The organism is Arthrobacter sp. ES3-54 (assembly GCF_029504395.1).
In the GTDB taxonomy this organism is placed as follows: Bacteria; Actinomycetota; Actinomycetes; order Actinomycetales; family Micrococcaceae; genus Arthrobacter.
Window position 1 is genome coordinate 74,681 of sequence record NZ_JAQFIF010000009.1, and the last position, 20,310, is coordinate 94,990.

The window sequence follows — 20,310 nt, forward strand, 5'->3', positions numbered from 1 at the left end:
CGGGCATGGGACAGGGCCTTAAGACTGTCTTTCAGAACAGGCCGCAACAATCTATCCTTATTAATACCTAGGTTTAGGACTACTGGATCGACCGTACGGGCGACCTGGGCGGCTCAGACCGGCGCGGGACTGTTGAAGTGCTCCGTTCACCAAAGGCGGTGAGCGGGAACCACTTCGCCATCCCGGGCGTTAGGGGAGAAGGGCAATGGCCACGTCACGCCCGGACGTTGGCAGACATGAGGAGGTCGTGATGCCGCTCTCGGAGCACGAACAGAAGTTGCTGGAGCAACTTGAGAAGCAGCTGCATGAGGACGACCCAAAGTTTGCAAGCCAGATGGGTTCGGTCCCCGGACGCTCTTGGTCCACGCGCCATCTGGTCATGGGCGTGCTCGCGACTCTCGCGGGCGTGCTGCTGTTATTGGTTGGAGTGTCGACGCAAATCATCATCGTCGGCGTCGTGGGCTTTGTAGTAATGGGCGCCGGCGTATATTTCGCCACCATGCGCAGTTCGGCTGTCGGCAAGGCCCGGGCAGCCGGCCGCAAGCAAGGCAAACCCCGGAGTTCGTTCATGAGCAATCTTGAGCAGCGCTGGGACGAACGCCACGGGGGCGAATCCTGAACCAATCCGTGACGGTCACTTAGGCCCTCCACTTCCCGCCACCGGTACTCCGGGGACGGTGCGAGACCCGCTTCGGCGGGTCTTTCGCCATTTAAAGGCTAGAGATTTTGCTGCGATCGGGACGCAAAAGGGTGCCGCCGTCGAATTGTTTCCACCCTGGGGCCGGTCCGGGCCGCGAATCGCCACGGCGAGTAAGGCAAGCAGGCAAAATCGCTCCACTTTCCCCCACCAATCCTGATCCCCTGCAAATGCTGGGAAGAAAGGGGATAAACATCCGCAAATTTGTCTAAACATCCCGGGCGTGTCGTTGACTGTGGAGCGATGTGGAGTAATGTGGAGGACGTAAGAGGGTAGTGGCAGCACAGGGGACGTTGGACTTTCTAGAACAGACGGGCGGTGGGCCGTGTTTCTCGGCACACATTCGCCGCGTCTGGACGAAAAAGGTCGAATTATCCTCCCCGCGAAGTTCCGCGAGGAACTTGCCAGCGGGCTGGTTCTCACAAGGGGCCAGGAGCGTTGCATCTACGTCTTTAGTGAGGCTGAATTCGGCCGGGTTCACGAGCAGATGCGGGGGGCTCCAATTTCCTCCAAGCAGGCACGTGACTACATCCGTGTTTTCCTCTCTGGAGCCTCGGACGAGGTACCTGACAAGCAGGGGCGCGTGACGATTCCGCCGGCGCTCCGGGAGTACGCAGGTCTTGGCCGGGAACTCGCCGTCATTGGCGCAGGATCCCGCGCGGAGATCTGGGACGCCCAGGCTTGGAACGAGTACCTGGCCGAAAAGGAAACCGCCTTCTCGGAGACTGACGACGCTATTCCGGGGATTCTCTGAACCCCCACTGATCCACAAGCAAACAACGTTCCTTGATCGAGATCTCCAGCCGCCCATCCGGTTGTTGTCCTGGCTCACTTCCCCGGAGCCAGGCCGGCGCAGGGTAGGCGCGGATGGGGATCTGGACCAAGGAACGTTGCGTAAGAGCCCCAACCACCCGCAGTCAGCAAACTCCCGCAACGAAAGGACGAAGGCATGACTGATCCTGACCAGGCGAAGCCTACGTCCGAACGCCATGTACCGGTCCTCAAGGACCGGTGCATCAATTTGTTGGCCCCTGGCTTCGAGGCTGCCCGGAGCCGCGGCGAGACCCCCGTGGTGATCGACGCGACGCTTGGCATGGGCGGACACTCCGAGGCCCTCCTCCAGCGCTTTCCCGACCTCCACCTGATCGGCATCGACCGCGACGAGGAAGCCCTGGCACTGGCGGGGGCGCGGCTGGCGCCCTTTGCGAATCGGACCGACCTCGTTCACGCCGTCTACGACGAAATCCCGGACGTCCTCGCGGACCTGGGCTTCACCGAAGTCCACGGTGTGCTGATGGACCTCGGCGTCTCGTCCCTCCAGCTGGACGAACGGGAGCGCGGCTTCGCCTACTCCTTCGACGCGCCCCTGGACATGCGGATGGACACCAGCCGCGGCCAGACTGCCGCCGACGTCGTCAACAACTACAGCGAAGAAGAACTCGTCCGGATCATCCGGAAATGGGGCGAAGAGAAGTTCGCCGGCCGCATCGCGAACAGGATCGTGGCCGCGCGCGCCGAAAAGCCCTTCACCACCACCGGCGAACTCGTCGAACAGATCCGGTCCGTGGTGCCCGCTGGCGCCGCCAAGTCCGGCGGCCACCCCGCGAAACGCACTTTCCAGGCACTCCGGATCGAGGTCAACGAGGAACTGGACGTCCTGGAACGCGCCATCCCGGCAGCCATCGCGGCCATCGCCCTCGGCGGCCGCGTGGTGGTCATGTCCTACCACTCACTGGAAGACAAGATCGTCAAGGGCTTCTTCCAGGCCGGATCGAAGTCCTCGGCCCCGCTCGGCTTCCCGGTCGAGCTCGAAGAGCACAAAGCCGAACTCAAAACCCTGACGAAGGGCACTGAGGTACCTACCGCCGCTGAAATCGCCGAAAACCCCCGCGCAGCTTCCGCCCGGCTGCGCGCCGTCGAACGCATCAAAGCCAGGAGAGCCGCATGAGCAACGCCGCCGTCAACAGCTACCCCGTTGCCCAGGGCGCCACCGCCCGTGCCCTGCCAGGCCGCCCCGGCACTGCACCGACCCGGAAGGCGCGCACTCCGCTTTCTGTGGTCCGCTCGGTGCCCCGCAAACGCCGCGCACCATTCGTTGTCCTCTGCTTCGGCCTCCTGGCGATTGCCCTCATGGCCGTCCTGGTCTTGAACATCTCCGTCTCCTCGGCCCAGTACCAGCTGGTCGAACTCCGCAGTAAACAGACCACCCTGACCAAGCAGAACCAGGACCTCACTCAGCAGGTCCAGAACTTCGACGCCCCGCAGAACCTCGCGGCCAAGGCCACGGAACTGGGCATGGTGGCTTCCCTCGCCAAGGGCCAGATCGATCTTTCCACCCTCAATGTCACCGGCAAGGCGAAACCGGCCGTCAAGGGCGACGCCCCGGGCGCCGTCATCGCCGCGCCGGCCCTCGCCGGAGCGCTCAACGTCGTCCCGCCGGCCACGGAGAATGAACCGCTCGCCCAGCGCAAAACGACAGAAACAGACACCGAGCCGTCCGGCGCCAAGCCGTCCGACACCAAACCGGCTGACACCAAGCCGGCTCCGGCACCTGCCGCCCCCGCACCGCCGGCAGCCCCCGCCGTGGAGCTCCACGGCGGATCGGTGCCCGCCCCCGCACAGAAGACCCCCGGGCAGTAACGTTCACTGACCACCAGCAAGGCAAGCAGCAAGGACTCACCGTGGCGAAGAACTCCGGCAAGGCAAGCAAGGCGCAAGCCCCAAACGCCACCCGGCGGCTCCGCTGGGGACTAGGCATCATGCTGGCGCTCCTGCTGGTGGTCGGCGGCAAGCTGTTCATGGTCCAGGGCTTGGACATCGGGGGCATGGCCGAGGCCGCCCTCAATAACCGGCTCACGCCCATCGTGCTGCCCGCAGAGCGCGGCAGTATTCTCGATTCCTCCGGCACCGTCCTGGCCAGCAGCGTCATCCGCTACAACATCGTGGTGGACCAGACCGTCAACACCAAGACCGAATCCTTCCGCCGGCTCGAAACCATCAAGGGCAAAGACGAACTCGTCAAAGTCACCCGGGACCAGGGCATCTCCGAACTGGCCGGCGTGCTCGGCATGGACCGCGACGCCCTGCGCGATGCCCTGACCGGAACCCAGCGCTACTACATCGTGGCCAAGGACTTGAAACCGGACGTCGAGGACCAGGTCTCCAAGCTGTCGATTCCGGGCATTGTCACTGTAGGCACCAGCAAGCGGGTATATCCCAACGGCTCCGTGGCCGGTGGGATCGTCGGGTTCCTCAAGGACGGCGCCACGGGGCAGGCAGGGCTCGAACAGACCCAGGACGAGATCCTCAAAGGAACCCCCGGCAAGCGCGTGTTCGAAATCGGCGCCGACGGACTGCGGATCCCCGTGGGAGTGGACGAGTTGACGCCGGCGATCAACGGCAAGGACATCAAGCTCACCCTGAATTCGGACCTGCAGTACTTTTCCCAGCAGGCGATCCAAAGTCAGAAGGACAAGCTCAGCGCCGAGTGGGGTGTGATCGTGGTTTCCGACGTCAAGACCGGCAACATCATCGCCATGGCCGATACCGACTCCCCGGATCCCAACGACCCCGGCAAAGTTGCCGCCGAGGACCGCGGAGTCCGGGCCGTCACCGCCTCCTATGAGCCCGGCTCGGTGGAGAAGATGATTACGGCCGCCGCCGCGATCCAGGAGGGCAAATCCAGCCCGCTGGACACCTTCACCGTTCCGCCGACGTACACGGTGGACGGACAGACCTTCAGCGACGCGTTCGAACACGGCACCGAGCACCGGACGCTGGCCGGAATCGTGGGCTATTCCATGAACACCGGCACGGTCATGGTGGGCCAGCGCCTGAGCAAGGACCAGCGCCATGACTGGCTGCAGAAGTTCGGGATCGGCCAGGCCCCCGACATTGGGCTCCCGGCCGAATCAAAGGGCATCCTGACCCCGGCCGACCAGTGGGATGGCCGCCAGCAGTACACCGTCCTCTTTGGCCAGGGCGTCGCCCAATCCACTCTCCAGACCGTCCGGGCTTACCAGAGCATCGCCAACGACGGCGTGATGCTCCAGCCCCGGCTGATCGACAGCTACATCAACCCGGACGGAACCGAGGACAAAGTCCCGGCCAAGACGCCGCAGCAGATCGTTTCCAAGGAGACCGCCAAGCAGGTGCGCGACATCCTGGAGAGCGCGGTGACCGAGGGCGAGATCAAGGAGGCCGCAATCGACGGGTACCGCGTGGGCGCGAAGACTGGCACCTCCGAATCGCCGTGCGACGACGGCAAATCCGGCTTCTGCGGCTACACCGCTTCGATCATCGGAATGGCGCCCATGGACAATCCGCGGTTTATTGTTGAGGTGGTCCTGCAACGGCCCAAAGGGTCTATCTTCGGAATCACCAACGGACCCGTGTTCCGTTCGGTGATGAGCCAGACGCTGCGCACATTCAACGTCCAGCCCTCCACCGGTGAACCCGTGCGGCTGCCGCAGTACGCCAGGTAGCGCCTGTTCCGTCTGGCACCCGGAAGTTATCAGCGGGCGCCACTGCCCAGTGCCTGCGCGCCGGAGCATGTCCGTGCCAGTGCCAGATCCATTTAGTGCCAGATTCATCAGTGCCCGATTCATGCAGTGCCCGATTCACTTAGCGCCCGATCCACTAGCACCACAACGGAGATCCACTTGTCAGAGCTCACCGACCCCGATGCTTCCGCGCCGTCCGGCCATGACTCCACCCCGGGCTTCCGGCCCACTGCGGTTGCCGCAGTGCCGCTGGCAGCCATCGGTGCGGCGATCGGCGTCGCCGTTCCCGGGACATCCGGCTCCGTCCCGGTCACCGGGATCTCCCTGAACTCCCGCTCAGTCCGCCCGGGGGACCTCTACGTGGCCCTGCCGGGCGCCACACGGCACGGGGCCGACTTCGTGTCCCAGGCCGTCGACGCCGGCGCCGTGGCTGTCCTGACCGACGACGCCGGAGCACGGCTGCTGGCCCTGGCCAATGACATCCCCGTCCCGGTGCTGCTGGCCGACGAGCCGCGCAGCGTGGTGGGCAGGCTGTCCGCACTCATTTACCAGAGCCGGCCCGACGGCGCCGGGGCACCGGCCCTCTTCGGCGTGACAGGCACCAACGGCAAGACCACCACCACCTACTTCATCAATGCCCTCCTTCGGGCGCTGGGCAAACGGACCGGGCTGATCGGGACGATTGAGATCCTGGCCGGCGGCGAGCCGATCCCGAGCCTGCTGACCACCCCCGAATCCACGGATGTGCACGCGCTGCTGGCGCTCATGCGCGAACGCGGGCTCGATGCCGCCTCCATGGAGGTTTCCTCGCACGCCGTGTCCTTCCACCGCGTGGACGCCGTGGTGTTCGACGTGGCCGGGTTCACCAACCTCACCCAGGACCATTTGGACCTGCACGGGACCATGGAGGAATACTTCCAGACCAAAGCCCGGCTGTTCACGCCGGAACGCGCCCGCGCCGCTGTGGTGACAGTTGACGATGCCTGGGGCCGGAAGCTCGCGGACACCGCCGACATCCCGGTGACAACCCTCGCCACGGCCACGGCCACGGCGACCGGCACGGGGGAGGCTGAGGCGGCCTCGACAGGAGACGGGACAGCGGACTGGACGGTGGCCCGCATCGCTCCGCGGGGCCTTGGCTCCGACTTCGTACTCCGGCACCGCGACGGCGTCGAGCTGCGCGTCCACACCGGCATGCCGGGAAGCTTCAACGTCGCCAACGCCGCGCTGGCCACGGTGATGGTGCTCGCCGGCGGGCATGAGCCTGCCGCTGTGCAGGCCGCCCTCGACGCCGCGGACCCCTTCACCGTCGCCGTGCCCGGCCGGATGCAGCTCGTGTCTACGGCCCCGGCGGCCGTAGTGGATTTCGCGCACAACCCCGACGCCCTGGAACGTGCCCTCGAGGCGGTCCGGTCCACGGAACCCGGATCCAAGGTGATCATCGTTTTCGGCGCCACCGGACAGCGCGACCAGAGCAAGCGCCCCGCCATGGGTGCCATCGCGGCCCGGCTGGCGGACACCGTCATTGTCAGCGACGACGATCCCCACGACGAGGACGCGGCAGCCATCCGCGCGGACGTCCTCGCCGGCGCCCTGGCGGCCAAGGACGACGAAGGCCTGGACTGCACGATCCTGGAGGTTTTCCCGCGCGACGCCGCCATCGTGAAGGCCGTGGAGCTCGCCGGAGCAGGGGACACCATCCTCGTGGCCGGGCGCGGGCACGAGGTGTGGCAGGAAGTCAAGGGAGTGAACCTGGCACTGGATGACCGGGTGGAGCTCCGGAACGCCTTGACAGCACGGGGATTCACCGTTCTCGAAGACCACCGGATAGAGTCCTAAACCGAGATGATTGCACTTACAGCGGCGGAAATCGCCGACATAACCAACGGCCGGCTCGCCGCGGAACCGGGAATTACCCCCGCATCCGTGGTGACCGACTCCCGCGAGGCCACGGCGGGTTCCCTCTATGTGGCCAAACCGGGGGAGAACGCCGACGGGCACGACTTCGTGGGCGCCGCCTTCGACCGCGGTGCCGTCCTGGCACTCGTCGAGCGCGACATCGCCGACGCCGCCGGAACGAACTATCCCGCCGTCGTCGTTGAGGACGCTGTCCTCGCCATGGGCGCGCTGGCCGCCGAATCGGTCCGCCGGATCCGCGCCAGCCGCGCGGCTGCCGGCGCCGCGTTCACCGTGATCGGCATCACCGGTTCCGCCGGCAAGACCACTACGAAGGACCTGCTCGCCGGGATCTTCGCGGCCGCCGGCGCCGAAGGCGCCACCGTTGCGCCGCAGGGGTCCTACAACGGCGAGATCGGCGTCCCGCTCACGGTCTTCAAAGCCGACTTCGACACCCGCTACCTCGTCATCGAGATGGGCGCCACGGGCATCGGCCACATCCGATACCTCGCGGACATGGTCCGGCCGGAGATCGGCGTCGTGCTCGGCGTCGGCTCCGCCCATGCCGGCGAATTCGGCGGCGTCGAGAACATCGCGGTCGCCAAGGGCGAACTCGTGGAAGCGCTCCCGGCCAACGGCACCGCTGTGCTGAACCTGGACGACTCCCGCGTCGCCGCGATGGCCGCCCGGACCAGGGCCCGCGTGCTCGGCTATACCTCCCGCGCGGCCGGCATAGGCCAGGACAACAGCGTCCAGGCGGACGCGGCCCAAGCCAATGTGGTGAGGGCCGAGGGTGTGGAACTGAACGCCGAAGGCCATCCCGAATTTGAGCTCTACCTGCCCGGCGACGGGGCCCCTCACGGGGCAACCCCGCAAGGATCAACCCGGCACGGATCCACCCGGTACCACGTTGCCGCCAAGCTGATCGGTGCCCATCACATGGCCAACCTCCTCGCGGCTGCTGCTGCGGCGCACGCGGCCGGCATCCCCGGCGAGCAGATCGCGGCGTCGCTCAGCGCGCAGGCTGCCGCCAGCCGCTGGCGCATGGAACGCACCGAGCGTCCCGACGGCGTGACCGTCATCAACGATGCCTACAACGCCAACCCGGAGTCCATGCGGGCGGCACTGCGGACGCTGGCCGAGTTGGGCCAGGGCCGGCGCACCTGGGCGGTCCTGGGCGCCATGCTGGAACTTGGCCCGGATTCGATCCGTGAGCACATCGCAGTCGGCACCCAGGTGGTGCGGCTCAACATCTCCCGGCTCGTCGTGGTGGGCCGGGAGGCCCGGTCGCTGTATGTCTCGGCCGTCAACGAGGGCTCCTGGGGCGACGAATGCGTTTTCGCCGAGACTGCGGACGAGGCCTATGAGCTGCTTCAAGCTGAGCTCCAGCCCGGCGACCTGGTCCTGTTCAAGTCTTCGAACGGCATCGGGCTGCGCCACTTGGGGGATCGGATAGCATTACCCCCACATGCCACCAAAGACTCTCCCGAGCGATCTGCTGAGGGAACTGCCGCAACCGCCACTGAAGGGAGTGCACAGCTGTGATTGCACTGCTGATGGGCGCCGGAATGGCGCTGTTCCTCGCGTTTGTGGGCACCCCGCTGTTCATCCGGTTCCTGGTCCGCAAGGGCTACGGACAGTTCATTAGGGATGACGGACCCACGTCCCACCACACCAAGCGCGGTACGCCCACAATGGGTGGCGCCGTGGTGGTCCTGGCGGTGCTGGTCAGCTACGGGCTCACGCACCTGTTCATGTGGATGATGAACCCGCACTCCCCGGGACCAAGCGCTTCCGGGCTGCTCCTGCTGTTCCTCATGGTGGGCATGGGGCTGGTCGGTTTCCTGGACGACTTCATTAAGATCTCCAAGCAGCGCAGCCTGGGTCTGGATACCAAGGCCAAGCTGATCCTCCAGGGCGCCGTTGGCATCGTTTTCGCCGTGCTGGCGCTGAACTTCCCCAACGCTGCCGGCGAGACACCGGCTTCCACCCAGATCTCACTGGTGCGCGATATTCCGTGGCTTAACCTGGCCTTCGCCGGAACCGTGCTCGGCGCGATCCTGTTTGTGCTGTGGTCCAACCTGATCGTCACGGCTGCGACCAACGGCGTGAACCTCACCGACGGCCTTGACGGCCTCGCGGCCGGCGCTTCGGTCATGGTGTTCGGGGCGTACACGCTTATGGGCATCTGGCAGAGCAACCAGGCGTGCGGGTCCCCGCGGCAGGCCGGCGGTGGCTGCTACTCGGTCCGCGACCCCCTGGACCTGGCCCTGTTGGCTGCCATCCTGAGCGCGGCGATGGTCGGGTTCCTGTGGTGGAACACCTCGCCCGCGAAGATCTTTATGGGCGACACCGGTTCCTTGGCCATCGGCGGCGCCGTCGCAGCTTTCGCCATTCTGTCCCGCACTGAGCTGCTGCTGGCCTTCATCGGCGGACTCTTCGTCCTCATCACGCTCTCGGTGATCATCCAGGTGGGCTACTTCAAAATCACCAAGGGAAAACGGTTCTTCAAGATGGCACCGCTGCAGCACCACTTTGAACTCAAAGGCTGGGCCGAAGTGACGGTGGTGGTCCGGTTCTGGATCCTGTCCGGACTGTTTGTCGCCGCCGGCCTCGGCATCTTCTACGCCGAATGGGTGGTGCTGCTGTGACCGGACCGATCCCCGCCCCGCTCACCACCTCACCCCGGCTGCAGGGACTCACCACCTGGGACTCCGACTGGTCCGGCCTGCGCGTCGTGGTCACCGGCATCGGCGTCTCGGGCTTCGCCGCCGCCGATACCCTGATTGAACTCGGTGCCCGGGTGGTGGTGGTAGACGCCGCCACCAGCGCCAAAGCGCTGGCCCAGGCCGACACGCTCCGGATCGTCGGCGCCGCGGACGTCCTGCTGGGCGAAGAAGCAGTGGAATCCGTTCCGAAGATCGACGGGCACGAGCCTGATCTGGTGGTAACGTCCCCAGGCTGGCGCCCGGACCAGGCCTTGCTCGCCGCTGCGGCGCGGGCACACATTCCGGTGTGGGGCGACGTCGAACTCGCGTGGCGGCTCCGCGAACGCAAGGGCCGCAAGACCGCCGACTGGCTGACCATTACGGGCACCAACGGCAAGACCACCACGGTCGGCCTGACCGAGTCCATGCTCCAGGCCGCCGGGCTCAAGGCGATCGCCGTCGGCAACGTCGGGACCCCGATCCTGGACGCGCTGCGCGACCCGGTGGACTACGACGCTTTCGCGGTGGAGCTCTCCAGTTTCCAGCTGCACTGGAGCCACTCGGTGTCCCCGGTGGCCAGCGTGTGCCTCAACGTCGCCGAAGACCACGTGGACTGGCATGGTTCCTACGCCTCCTACCTGGCCGACAAGGCCAAGGTCTACGCGAACACGCAGAAGGCCTGCATCTACAACGCCGAGCAGATCGAGACCGAACGCATGGTCGAGGACGCGGACGTGGTGGAAGGCTGCCGGGCCGTGGGCTTCACCACACTGACGCCGGCCATCAGCATGCTCGGCGTCGTGGAGGGATTGTTAGTGGACCGCGCGTTCATCGCCGAACGCAAAGACAGCGCCGCCGAACTCGCGTCCATTGCTGACTTGGGGTCGGCGGCACCGCGCCACATGGTGGCGAACGCGCTGGCAGCGGCCGCCCTGGTCCGGGCCTACGGCCTGGAGCCGTCCGCGGTCCGCCAGGGCCTGCTGAACTACCTCCCGGGTGACCACAGGATCCAGCCCGTGGCCCGCCATGAGGGTGTGCTCTGGGTCAACGACTCCAAAGCCACCAACCCGCACGCCGCCGCCGCCGCTTTGTCCGCGTTCCAGAACGTGGTGTGGATCGCCGGAGGATTGTCCAAGGGCGTGAACTATGACTCCCTGATCCAGGAACAGGGCAACCGGCTCAAAGCCGTGGTCCTGATCGGCACGGACTCCAGCGATCTGCAGGCCGCACTGAAGCGACACGCGCCCGATGTCCCCGTGATCTTGCCGGCCAAGGGCGAGACTGAAGACGTGCAGACTGCCGGAACGGCCAAAGCCGCCGCAGGCCCTTCGCCGATTTTCAGCGAGACTGTGATGGCCCAGGCCGTTGCCTCGGCGGCGCAGCTGGCCGCCTCCGGGGACACTGTGCTCTTGGCCCCGGCGGCTGCTTCCATGGACCAGTTCTCTTCCTATGCTCACCGTGGCGATGCCTTCATCGAAGCTGTCCGCGAGCTCGTGGAAGGGCAGGCTCAGACCAGCGAGGAGTAACAATGGTCAGCACGCCCACACGTACGACGGCGGCACCATCCGCCGGAGGCGGGGCCACCAGTGGCAAGCCCGCCGGCACCAGAACCCCCGGCAGCAGGACCGTCGGCACCAGGACCGCCGCGGGTGCCGCGCCAACGGCCGGCAGGCCCGCCGTCACACCGGCAGCCCGGGTGCTTGCCTGGAACCGCGGCTTCTGGTCCGCGCTCGAAGGCACCGGCAAGTCCCGCAACGGGTCCACGTACTACCTGATCCTTGGCTCCACCCTGGCCCTGACGGCGATCGGCATCATGATGGTCCTCTCCGCCTCCAGCGTGGAAGCCATCGCGGCGGGGGAGTCGCCGTACTCCGCCGCCCTCAAACAGGGCGGATTCGCCGCGCTTGGTGTTTTCGCGATGTTTGTCCTCTCACGCGTCAACGTCGTCTGGCTCAGGCGCGTCGCTTGGTGGCTCATGCTCCTGGCCATTGCGCTGCTGGGCCTGGTCCTTCTCGTGGGACGGAGCGCCCTGGGTAACCAGAACTGGATCGACGTCGGCCCGTTCACCTTCCAGCCCTCCGAAGCCGCGAAGCTTGCCCTCGCGCTCTGGATGGCCACGGTGCTTGACCGCAAAGCGAAGCTCCTCCAGGAATGGCGCCACGCGCTCATTCCCGTCGTGTTCCCGGGCGCTGCTGTGGTCCTGGTCCTCATTCTCGCCGGAAACGACCTCGGCACGGCCATGATTGTGATGATCATCGTGGCCGCCGCACTGTTCTTCGCCGGCGTAAGGCTCTCTTTCTTCGCCATTTCCGGGGCGTTACTGGCCATTGGCGCGACGGTCCTCGCCGTCACGAGCCCGAACCGGATGTGCCGCATCCTGTCCTGGACGGGCCAGACCTGCGCCGATGGCTCAGACCTGAACTACCAGTCCACCAACGGCCTGTACGGGCTCGCGTCCGGTGGGTGGTTCGGCGTCGGACTGGGCCAGAGCCGGCAGAAGTACAGCTGGATCCCGGAAGCGCACAACGACTTCATCTTCGCGATCATCGGCGAGGAACTCGGGCTGGTGGGGACACTCGTCGTCCTGGTCCTTTTCGCCATCCTCGGCACCGCCATCTACCGCGTCGTCGTCGCACAGCACGATGTTTTCCACCGCGTCCTGGCCGGCGCGATCATGGTCTGGCTGCTGGGCCAGGCCAGCGTCAACATGGCCGTAGTCACCGGGCTGGCACCGGTGATCGGCGTCCCGTTGCCCTTCATTTCCTACGGCGGCTCGGCCCTGCTGATGTCGCTGTGCGCAATCGGCGTCGTCCTGTCCTTGGCCCGGGCCCAGATGGACCCGGGCATGCAGCCGAAGAAGATGCTCAGGTTCGGCCCGGCCGCCTTCGCGAATTCCGTGCGGCGCGCCCGCGCTGCCCGGGCCGTCAGCACTGCAGCCAGCCGGTCCGCCGCCCGTCCCGGCGCCAAGAGCGGCACCAAGCCCGGCGCCAAGGGCGCCGGGAACGGCTCCGGGAACCCCGCCCGGAACGTGGCCTACAAGTCATCGGCCAAGGTCCCCGCCAGCAAGAACTCTGCAGGCAAAATTCCCACCATCAAGAACTCCGCCTCCAAAAACCGTACGAAAGCGTAAACAGCCCTTCATGAACACCGAGACGCCCTTGTCCGTGGTCCTTGCCGGCGGCGGAACCGCCGGCCATATCAGCCCGCTGCTGGCCATTGCCGGGGCCCTCCGGCAGTCCCGCCCCGGAGTGCAGCTCCTGGCTGTGGGGACCCCCGGCGGGATGGAGGCGCGGCTGGTCCCGGCGGCCGGGCTGGACCTCGCCACCATCAGTAAGGTCCCGCTCCCGCGCAAGCCGTCCGCTGACCTGCTCCGGCTTCCGGGCCGGATGGCCGGTGCGGTGAAGCAGGCGGGCTCCATCCTGGATGAGGCAGACGCCGACGTCCTCGTGGGAGTCGGCGGCTATGTGTGCACGCCGATGTACGTCGCGGCCCGGCGCCGGAAGATCCCGATTGTGGTCCACGAGGCCAACACGCGCCCCGGCCTGGCCAACCGTGTCGGCGCACGCCTCGGCGCCCACGTGGCCGTCGCCTTCGCCGCGACCAAACTGGGCCGCGCGCGGCACGTCGGCATGCCAATGCGCCCCGAAATTTCCGGCCTCGACCGCGCGGCCGCCCGGGCCGGTGCGCGGCAGGCGCTCGGGCTGGACGCGGACAAGCCGACGCTGATCGTCACGGGCGGCTCCTCCGGCGCCCAGAGCATCAACCGGTCCCTCGCCGCGGCCGTGGGAGCCCTCGCCGACGCCGGCGTGCAGACTCTGCACATCACCGGACGCGGCAAGTCCGTGCACGACGCCGACGGCAAGCCGCTCGCCGCGCCGGGATACCGGCAGGTGGAATACGTGGACGGCATGGAAACCGTCTACGCCGCGGCGGACCTGCTGCTGGCCCGTGCCGGAGCTGCCACCGTCTGCGAGGTGGCCGCGGTGGGCGTGCCCGCCGTCTTCGTCCCCCTGCCCATTGGCAACGGCGAGCAGGCGCTGAATGCTGCGGGCCTCGTCGCCGCAGGCGGCGCCTTGATCGTCGACGACAAGGCCTTCTCCGTCGACTGGATCCGCGAGAACATCATTCCCCTGCTGCTGGACCCGGGCAAGCTGGCCCGGATGGCCGCCAGCTCCGAACAGCTCGGCATCCGGAACGCGGACCGGCGCATGGCCGATCTCATCCTCGAGGTCGCGTCCTCAAACCAGCACGGCAGGAAGCAGTAGAGCAATGACCCAGCCCCAACACGGAACGCGTTCCCTCGAATCCCTCGGCCGCGTTCACTTCATCGGCATCGGCGGCGTCGGCATGTCCGCCGTTGCCCGCATCATGGTGGCGCGCGGCATCCCGGTGAGCGGCTCCGACGCCAAGTCCCTGCCCGTCATGGAAGACCTCGCAGCCGCCGGGGCACGGATCGCCGTCGGCTATGCGCCCGGCAACCTCGGCGACGCCGAGACGGTGGTCGCCGGCTCGGCGATCCGGCCCGACAACCCCGAGCTCGCGGCGGCGCGCGCCGCCGGGCTACCGGTGCTGCACCGCTCCGAGGCGCTGGCCGCCACCATGGCGGATGACACCGTGGTGGCGGTCGCCGGAACGCACGGCAAGTCCACCACAACCTCCATGATCACGGTGCTGCTGCAGGGCGCCGGACTGGACCCGTCGTTCGCCATCGGCGCCAACGTCCCGGCGCTCGGCGTCAACGCGGCCCACGGCACCGCGGGGATCTTCGTGGCGGAGGCCGACGAGTCAGACGGCTCCTTCCTGAACTACCGCCCTATGATCTCCGTAGTAACCAACGTCGAGCCGGACCACCTGGACTTCTACGGCACCGCCGAGGCCGTCTACGCCTCGTTCGACAGCTTCACGGCCTTGCTCCCGGCCGACGGCGTCCTTGTTGCCTGCGCGGACGACCCCGGGGCCAGGGCCCTGGCCGAGCGCACCCTGGCCCGCGGCAATACCCGCGTGGTCCTTTACGGGACGGCGGCCGACGCCGCCATCCGGCTGCACGACGCCGAACCGGGCCAGGTGGAGATCTCGACGACGGCCGGCACCTTCGGCGTCGAACTCCAGGTTCCGGGCAGGCACAACGCGCTCAACGCTGCGGCCGCCTTCGCCGTGGCGGTTGAACTCGGTGTCGAGCCGGAGACCGCGGCGGCGGCACTGGCCCACTTCTCAGGCGCCTCGCGCCGCTTCGAGTTCAAAGGGGAAGGGCGCGGCGTCCGCGTCTACGACGACTACGCCCACCACCCGACGGAAGTCCGGGCCGCCCTGTCGGCGGCACGGGCCGTGGCCGGGCAGCATAAGGTGCACGTACTCTTCCAGCCCCACCTGTTTTCCCGGACCCGCGAATTTGCCCGCGAGTTCGCCGAAGCCCTCAACACTGCGGACACGGCCTTGGTCCTGGACATCTACCCTGCCCGCGAAGATCCCATTCCCGGTGTCACCAGCGGACTGATCGCCGAGCACCTGGGCTCCGGCGGCCGCCTCGTCGGACCGGGCGGGGAGGCTGTGCAGGCGCTTCTGGCGGACGCCGGACCCGGGGACATCGTTCTGACTGCAGGCGCTGGCGACGTCACGGCCTACGGGCCCCTGATTGTCGATGCCCTCACGATCGAGGCCGCCGGTGCCTAGCACCAGGAGGCCCACCTACCGGGGCGGATCCAACGCTTCCGGAACCGGCTCCCGGCCGCCGTCCGGCGGAACGGGCACGGATGTCATTTCAGCGTCCAAGAACGCCGCAGACGCCGCGAGCGGCCACTCGAAGAACACTCAGCACCCGCAGAAACCACAGCACCCGCAGGGCACAGCGGATATTGGGTCCGGCAAGGTGCTGTCCTTTCCTGAGCCCAAGGGCAAACGCCGCCGGCGCATCCTTCTCAGCACCATAGCCATCGTGGCCGTGCTGATGGCGGGGATCGTCGCGGCCGCCGTCTACTCGCCGGTGCTCGCCCTGCGGACGGTCACTGTGGAGGGCACGAAAATGCTGAAGCCGGATCAGGTTCAGGCCGCCCTCGCGCCCCTTCAGGGCAAGCCACTGCCTCAGATCAGCGAGGAGGAGGTCACAGCCCTGCTCAAGCCGCTGGTCCAGGTCAAGGGCGTCACCGCGAAGGCGCTGCCGCCCGCCACCTTGCAGGTGCACGTCACCGAGCGCATTCCCGTGGCCCTGGTCAAGCAGGGCAAGACATTCCAGTTGGTGGACGTCGACGGTGTCCAGCTCAGCACCACCGCGGATGCCGCCTCGGTATCGCTCCCAGTGATCGACGGCGGCAGCGGAACACTTCCGAAGGACCTCTTCCAGGCCATCACAGCGGTGCTGGGGGCACTGCCGGCGGATGTGCTTGCGCGGCTTTCCAACGCCTCCGCCGCCTCCGCCGACGCCGTCGAACTCAAACTCGACGACGGGCAGAGAATAGTTTGGGGCAACGCGGGGGAGAAGGAACTGAAGGCGCGGGTCCTTTCCGCCCTCCTGAAGGTCCCGGCCGACCCGAAGAACCCCGTCAACGTTTACGATGTCAGCGTGCCCCGGCACCCTGTTACGCGGTAGCTGCGGCCGCTTCCGCCGCGCTCCGGGACGCCCAACACTGCGCTGGCAGGCACGCGGATCCGTCCGCGCGCCCCAGAGGGACCACCAGAGGGACGCCCAGGGGACGTCTAGCTGCCCTCCGGAGTACATACAGGGGCTATTTGCCCGGTATTCGCGCGACACGCGGCGGCGGTTATTGAATGTCCCCGGCATAGGAAATACCGTCACAGACATGAGTTACTTGACATAACTATAACCTTCAAGTCGAAGGTTAAGGTTCAAAGCTTCAAGCAGGACTCGACCAGTTTTCGCATTAGTACACGAACAAGGGACACGTAACGTGGCAGCTCCGCAGAATTACTTGGCCGTCATCAAGGTCGTCGGCATCGGCGGCGGTGGCGTGAACGCAGTCAACCGCATGATCGAGGTCGGTCTTCGCGGCGTCGAATTCATCGCCATCAACACCGATGCCCAGGCATTGTTGATGAGCGATGCCGACGTCAAACTCGACGTCGGGCGTGAGCTGACCCGTGGTCTCGGTGCTGGCGCGAACCCTGAGGTTGGCCGCCAGGCCGCCGAGGACCACGCCGATGAAATCGAAGAGGTCATCCGGGGCGCGGACATGGTCTTCGTCACCGCAGGTGAAGGCGGCGGAACCGGTACCGGCGGCGCCCCCGTCGTCGCCCGGATCGCACGTTCCCTTGGCGCCCTGACCATCGGCGTCGTGACGCGTCCCTTCACCTTCGAGGGCCGCCGCCGCGCCGGCTCCGCCGAGGCCGGCATCGACGCCCTGCGCGACGAAGTCGACACCCTGATCGTGATCCCGAACGACCGACTGCTCTCCATCAGCGACCGCAACGTTTCCGTCCTGGATGCATTCCGCTCCGCCGACCAGGTGCTGCTCTCCGGCGTCCAGGGCATCACGGACCTCATCACCACCCCGGGCCTGATCAACCTCGACTTCGCTGACGTCAAGTCCGTCATGCAGGGTGCAGGTTCCGCGCTGATGGGCATTGGTTCTGCCCGCGGCGAAGACCGTGCCGTCAAGGCTGCGGAACTGGCCATCGCCTCCCCGCTGCTGGAAGCATCGATCGACGGCGCGCACGGCGTCCTGCTCTCCATCCAGGGCGGCTCGGACCTGGGCCTCTTCGAAATCAACGAGGCAGCCCGCCTGGTCCAGGAAGTCGCCCACCCGGAGGCCAACATCATCTTCGGCGCCGTGATCGACGACGCCCTCGGCGACGAGGCACGCGTCACCGTCATCGCCGCCGGCTTCGATGACGTCAAGGCCACCTCCCCGTCCATGGACCAGTCCCTGCCGGCCGCGCCGCAGCGGCCCACGTCCGCCGCCCCCGCTCCGGCCCAGGCACCCGCCGCCGCCCCGGTCCAGCCGCTGCACGCCACTGTCGGCGCCTCCGGCTACGGCGGCTGGGGCCAGCAGCGTCCCTCCGCGGTACCGGCCGATTCGGGCTTCGACGTCGACCTCCCGGCCGTCGTTGAGCCGGACCTGTCCGGCCGGCACTCCGATGACCTGGATGTCCCGGACTTCCTCAAGTAAATCGTTCCGCTTCAGCATGGCACTGCCGTCCGGCGGTGCCATGCTGCTTTGCGGCGGGATACGGTGGATTGTATGAACGTAGATATTCCGGACATGTCGATGGCGGTGTTGTGATTGTTTTGCTGGCGGGCTGAAGTCCGGCCGGGCGTGTGGGTGGCCTTCACCGACGCCGGAGCCGGGAACCTGGCACTGCATGTTGGCGATGACCCCGCGGCGGTCCGCCGCAGGCGTGCCGAGCTCGAAGCGGCCGCCGGGCTCGGCGGGCGCTCCTTCCGGTACATGAACCAGGTCCACGGCAATGACGTCGCCACGATCGTCGGCTCGACGGCGACGACAGCGGCCGCTGCCCCCACAGCCGATGCCCTGGTCTCCCTGACCGAGCCGCTGGCCGTCCTGGTGGCGGACTGTGTGCCCGTGGTACTGGTCGGCGAGGACGTGGCCGGGGCACCTGTGCTCGGCGTCGTCCACGCCGGACGGCCCGGCGTTGCCGCCGAAGTGGTGCCCGCCGCCGTGGCTCGCCTGCGGGAGCTCGGCGCGGACAGCATCAGCGCCTGGATTGGGCCCTCGGTCTGCGGCCGCTGCTACGAGGTCCCGGAAGGCCTGCGCGCGGACGTTGCCGCAGCCGTACCTGCCACGTGGTGCACCACATCCACCGGCGCCCCCGGCCTGGACCTGCCGGCAGGTGTCCGGAGCCAGCTGGAGGCAGCGGGCGTCGCGATCGAATACTCCGGGGGCTGCACACTCGAGGACGACACCCTCTTCTCCTACCGCCGCGACAACCGCACCGGCCGCTTCGCGGGGCTGGTGTGGACGCACGGGGCGCACGGGACGCATGGGGCAAGGGCGGATGGCCATGACTGAGCCGGTGGATGTACCGGACACAAGCACGTTCAAGCCGGTCAACGTGCCGGGGGAGAACCGGGAGGACGCGCTGGAGGGCCCGCGGCTTGCCCAGCTGGAGGCGAACCTCGCGGCCGTCCGCCGCAGGATCGACGCCGCCGTGGCCGCCGCCGGCCGCCAGGCGACGCCGCCACGCCTGATCGTCGTCACCAAATTCCATCCTCCGCAGGACGTCCGGCGGCTGGCGTCGCTGGGCGTTACCGACGTCGGGGAAAACCGGGACCAGGAGGCCGCCGACAAAGCGGCGCAGCTCGAAGACCTCGGCCTGAGCTGGCACTTCATCGGCCAGCTCCAAAGCAAGAAGGCCAAGTCCGTGGTGAAGTACGCCGCGTCGGTGCACTCCGTGGACCGGGAGGCGCTGGCTTCCGCCCTCGCCAAGGCGATGGCCGCCGAAAGCGAACGCACCGGGCGCCCGCCCCTGGAGTGTTTCATCCAGGTCAGCCTGGACGAGGACGCAGGAGCGCACCGCGGCGGCGCAGCCCCCGACGAGGTCCCCGCACTGGCCGAACAGCTGGCCGGTGCTGCCGGACTGAGGCTCGCCGGCGTCATGGCCGTAGCCCCGCTCGGGGCGGATCCGGCGGTTGCCTTCGAGAAGCTGGCAGGCATTTCCGGGCGGCTGGCTGAACAATATCCGGGCGCCACGGGAATATCCGCCGGAATGAGCCAGGACCTCGAAGAGGCGGTCCGATCCGGGGCGACACACCTGCGCATAGGCTCCGATATTCTCGGTCCGCGTCCGGCCCTGCGGTAAGTTCGACGTATTGGAAGATAATGGCGGGGATTCCAAGGCTGTCTAGTCACTAAGCGGCCCGCTTACGGACAAGATTAGGAGTCGACCATGGCTGGCGCTCTGCGCAAGACAATGATCTATCTTGGGCTCGCCGACGGCGACGAACACTACGAGTCTGAGCACCCCACACCGCACAAGGATGAGGACGAATCCGTGGAGCAGGACCGCGAGGAACGACGTGCTCCGGCGCCCGTCCGCGAGGTCCCCCGGGAAGAGCCTCACGCCGCTGAAGAGGAATATCGCGCACCTGTGACACCCATCAAGCGTGCGGCATCGAGCCGCGAAGAGACCACCGGACTCCGGCAAATCACTACCATCCATCCGCGGTCGTACAACGACGCCAAGCTCATTGGTGAAAGCTTCCGCGATGGCATCCCCGTCATCATGAACGTCACAGACATGGGCGAGGCTGACGCCAAGCGCCTCGTGGACTTCTCCGCCGGACTCGTCTTCGGCCTCCGCGGCAGCATCGAACGGGTGACGAATAAGGTGTTCCTGCTCTCGCCGTCGTACATCGAGGTCATTGGCGATGACAAGAAGGTCAGCGAGACCCAGGCAAGTTTCTTCAACCAAAGCTAGGCCCGAATATCGTTACGGATGCCAGGCGGGGACACCCGCCTGGCATCCGTGCGGAATTATCCGTGTTGAAATAGAAGTGACACTTTTCTTAGGACACTGCGGTATCCGGAATGAACAT

Annotated in this window: 17 protein-coding genes; all 17 read left to right on the forward strand. The window is 67.0% G+C overall.

Features of this window, described 5'->3' with window-relative positions; genetic code table 11:
• Positions 1-250 precede the first annotated feature (250 nt).
• Positions 251-619: a DUF3040 domain-containing protein gene (locus M2428_RS15690; RefSeq protein ID WP_277526946.1), complete on the forward strand. Its 369-nt coding sequence runs from the start codon at positions 251-253 to the stop codon at positions 617-619.
• A gap of 403 nt (positions 620-1,022) precedes the next feature.
• Complete coding sequence (gene mraZ / locus M2428_RS15695) at positions 1,023-1,451, forward strand: division/cell wall cluster transcriptional repressor MraZ (protein WP_277526882.1); 429 nt, start codon at positions 1,023-1,025, stop codon at positions 1,449-1,451.
• 195 nt (positions 1,452-1,646) lie between these two features.
• Positions 1,647-2,645, forward strand: coding sequence for a 16S rRNA (cytosine(1402)-N(4))-methyltransferase RsmH (gene rsmH, locus M2428_RS15700; RefSeq protein ID WP_229992567.1), 999 nt, complete (start codon positions 1,647-1,649; stop codon positions 2,643-2,645).
• A complete protein-coding gene (locus M2428_RS15705) occupies positions 2,642-3,337 on the forward strand; it encodes a hypothetical protein (protein WP_277526883.1) in 696 nt (231 codons plus the stop codon). Before rsmH ends, M2428_RS15705 begins: the two co-directional genes overlap by 4 nt.
• 41 nt (positions 3,338-3,378) lie before the next feature.
• The gene (locus M2428_RS15710) at positions 3,379-5,181 is read left to right on the forward strand and encodes a penicillin-binding protein 2 (RefSeq protein WP_277526884.1); all 1,803 of its coding nucleotides are present in this window, start codon (positions 3,379-3,381) and stop codon (positions 5,179-5,181) included.
• 177 nt (positions 5,182-5,358) lie between these two features.
• Positions 5,359-7,038: a UDP-N-acetylmuramoyl-L-alanyl-D-glutamate--2,6-diaminopimelate ligase gene (locus tag M2428_RS15715; RefSeq protein WP_277526885.1), complete on the forward strand. Its 1,680-nt coding sequence runs from the start codon at positions 5,359-5,361 to the stop codon at positions 7,036-7,038.
• Positions 7,039-7,044: 6 nt separating this feature from the next.
• Positions 7,045-8,640 carry a UDP-N-acetylmuramoyl-tripeptide--D-alanyl-D-alanine ligase gene (gene murF / locus M2428_RS15720; protein WP_277526886.1) on the forward strand — a complete coding sequence of 532 codons (1,596 nt, stop codon included), beginning with the start codon at positions 7,045-7,047 and terminating at the stop codon, positions 8,638-8,640.
• Positions 8,637-9,746, forward strand: a complete 1,110-nt coding sequence (gene mraY, locus M2428_RS15725; protein WP_277526887.1) for a phospho-N-acetylmuramoyl-pentapeptide-transferase — start codon at positions 8,637-8,639, stop codon at positions 9,744-9,746. The genes murF and mraY overlap by 4 nt, the downstream gene beginning before the upstream one ends.
• Positions 9,728-11,329: a UDP-N-acetylmuramoyl-L-alanine--D-glutamate ligase gene (gene murD / locus M2428_RS15730; RefSeq protein WP_277526888.1), complete on the forward strand. Its 1,602-nt coding sequence runs from the start codon at positions 9,728-9,730 to the stop codon at positions 11,327-11,329. The genes mraY and murD overlap by 19 nt, the downstream gene beginning before the upstream one ends.
• A 2-nt stretch (positions 11,330-11,331) precedes the next feature.
• Positions 11,332-12,933 carry a putative lipid II flippase FtsW gene (gene ftsW / locus M2428_RS15735; RefSeq protein WP_277526889.1) on the forward strand — a complete coding sequence of 534 codons (1,602 nt, stop codon included), beginning with the start codon at positions 11,332-11,334 and terminating at the stop codon, positions 12,931-12,933.
• A gap of 10 nt (positions 12,934-12,943) precedes the next feature.
• On the forward strand, positions 12,944-14,068 hold the full coding sequence (gene murG, locus M2428_RS15740) for an undecaprenyldiphospho-muramoylpentapeptide beta-N-acetylglucosaminyltransferase (protein ID WP_277526890.1): 1,125 nt from the start codon (positions 12,944-12,946) through the stop codon (positions 14,066-14,068).
• Between the two features lie 4 nt (positions 14,069-14,072).
• Positions 14,073-15,473: a UDP-N-acetylmuramate--L-alanine ligase gene (gene murC, locus M2428_RS15745; protein ID WP_277526891.1), complete on the forward strand. Its 1,401-nt coding sequence runs from the start codon at positions 14,073-14,075 to the stop codon at positions 15,471-15,473.
• Complete coding sequence (locus M2428_RS15750; protein WP_277526892.1) at positions 15,466-16,386, forward strand: cell division protein FtsQ/DivIB; 921 nt, start codon at positions 15,466-15,468, stop codon at positions 16,384-16,386. Before murC ends, M2428_RS15750 begins: the two co-directional genes overlap by 8 nt.
• Positions 16,387-16,705: 319 nt before the next feature.
• On the forward strand, positions 16,706-17,923 hold the full coding sequence (gene ftsZ, locus M2428_RS15755; protein ID WP_277526893.1) for a cell division protein FtsZ: 1,218 nt from the start codon (positions 16,706-16,708) through the stop codon (positions 17,921-17,923).
• A 114-nt stretch (positions 17,924-18,037) separates the two neighbouring features.
• Positions 18,038-18,784, forward strand: coding sequence for a polyphenol oxidase family protein (locus M2428_RS15760; RefSeq protein WP_277526894.1), 747 nt, complete (start codon positions 18,038-18,040; stop codon positions 18,782-18,784).
• A complete protein-coding gene (locus M2428_RS15765) occupies positions 18,777-19,574 on the forward strand; it encodes a YggS family pyridoxal phosphate-dependent enzyme (RefSeq protein ID WP_277526895.1) in 798 nt (265 codons plus the stop codon). Before M2428_RS15760 ends, M2428_RS15765 begins: the two co-directional genes overlap by 8 nt.
• An 87-nt stretch (positions 19,575-19,661) precedes the next feature.
• Complete coding sequence (gene sepF, locus M2428_RS15770) at positions 19,662-20,192, forward strand: cell division protein SepF (RefSeq protein ID WP_277526896.1); 531 nt, start codon at positions 19,662-19,664, stop codon at positions 20,190-20,192.
• The last annotated feature ends 118 nt before the right edge of the window (positions 20,193-20,310 follow it).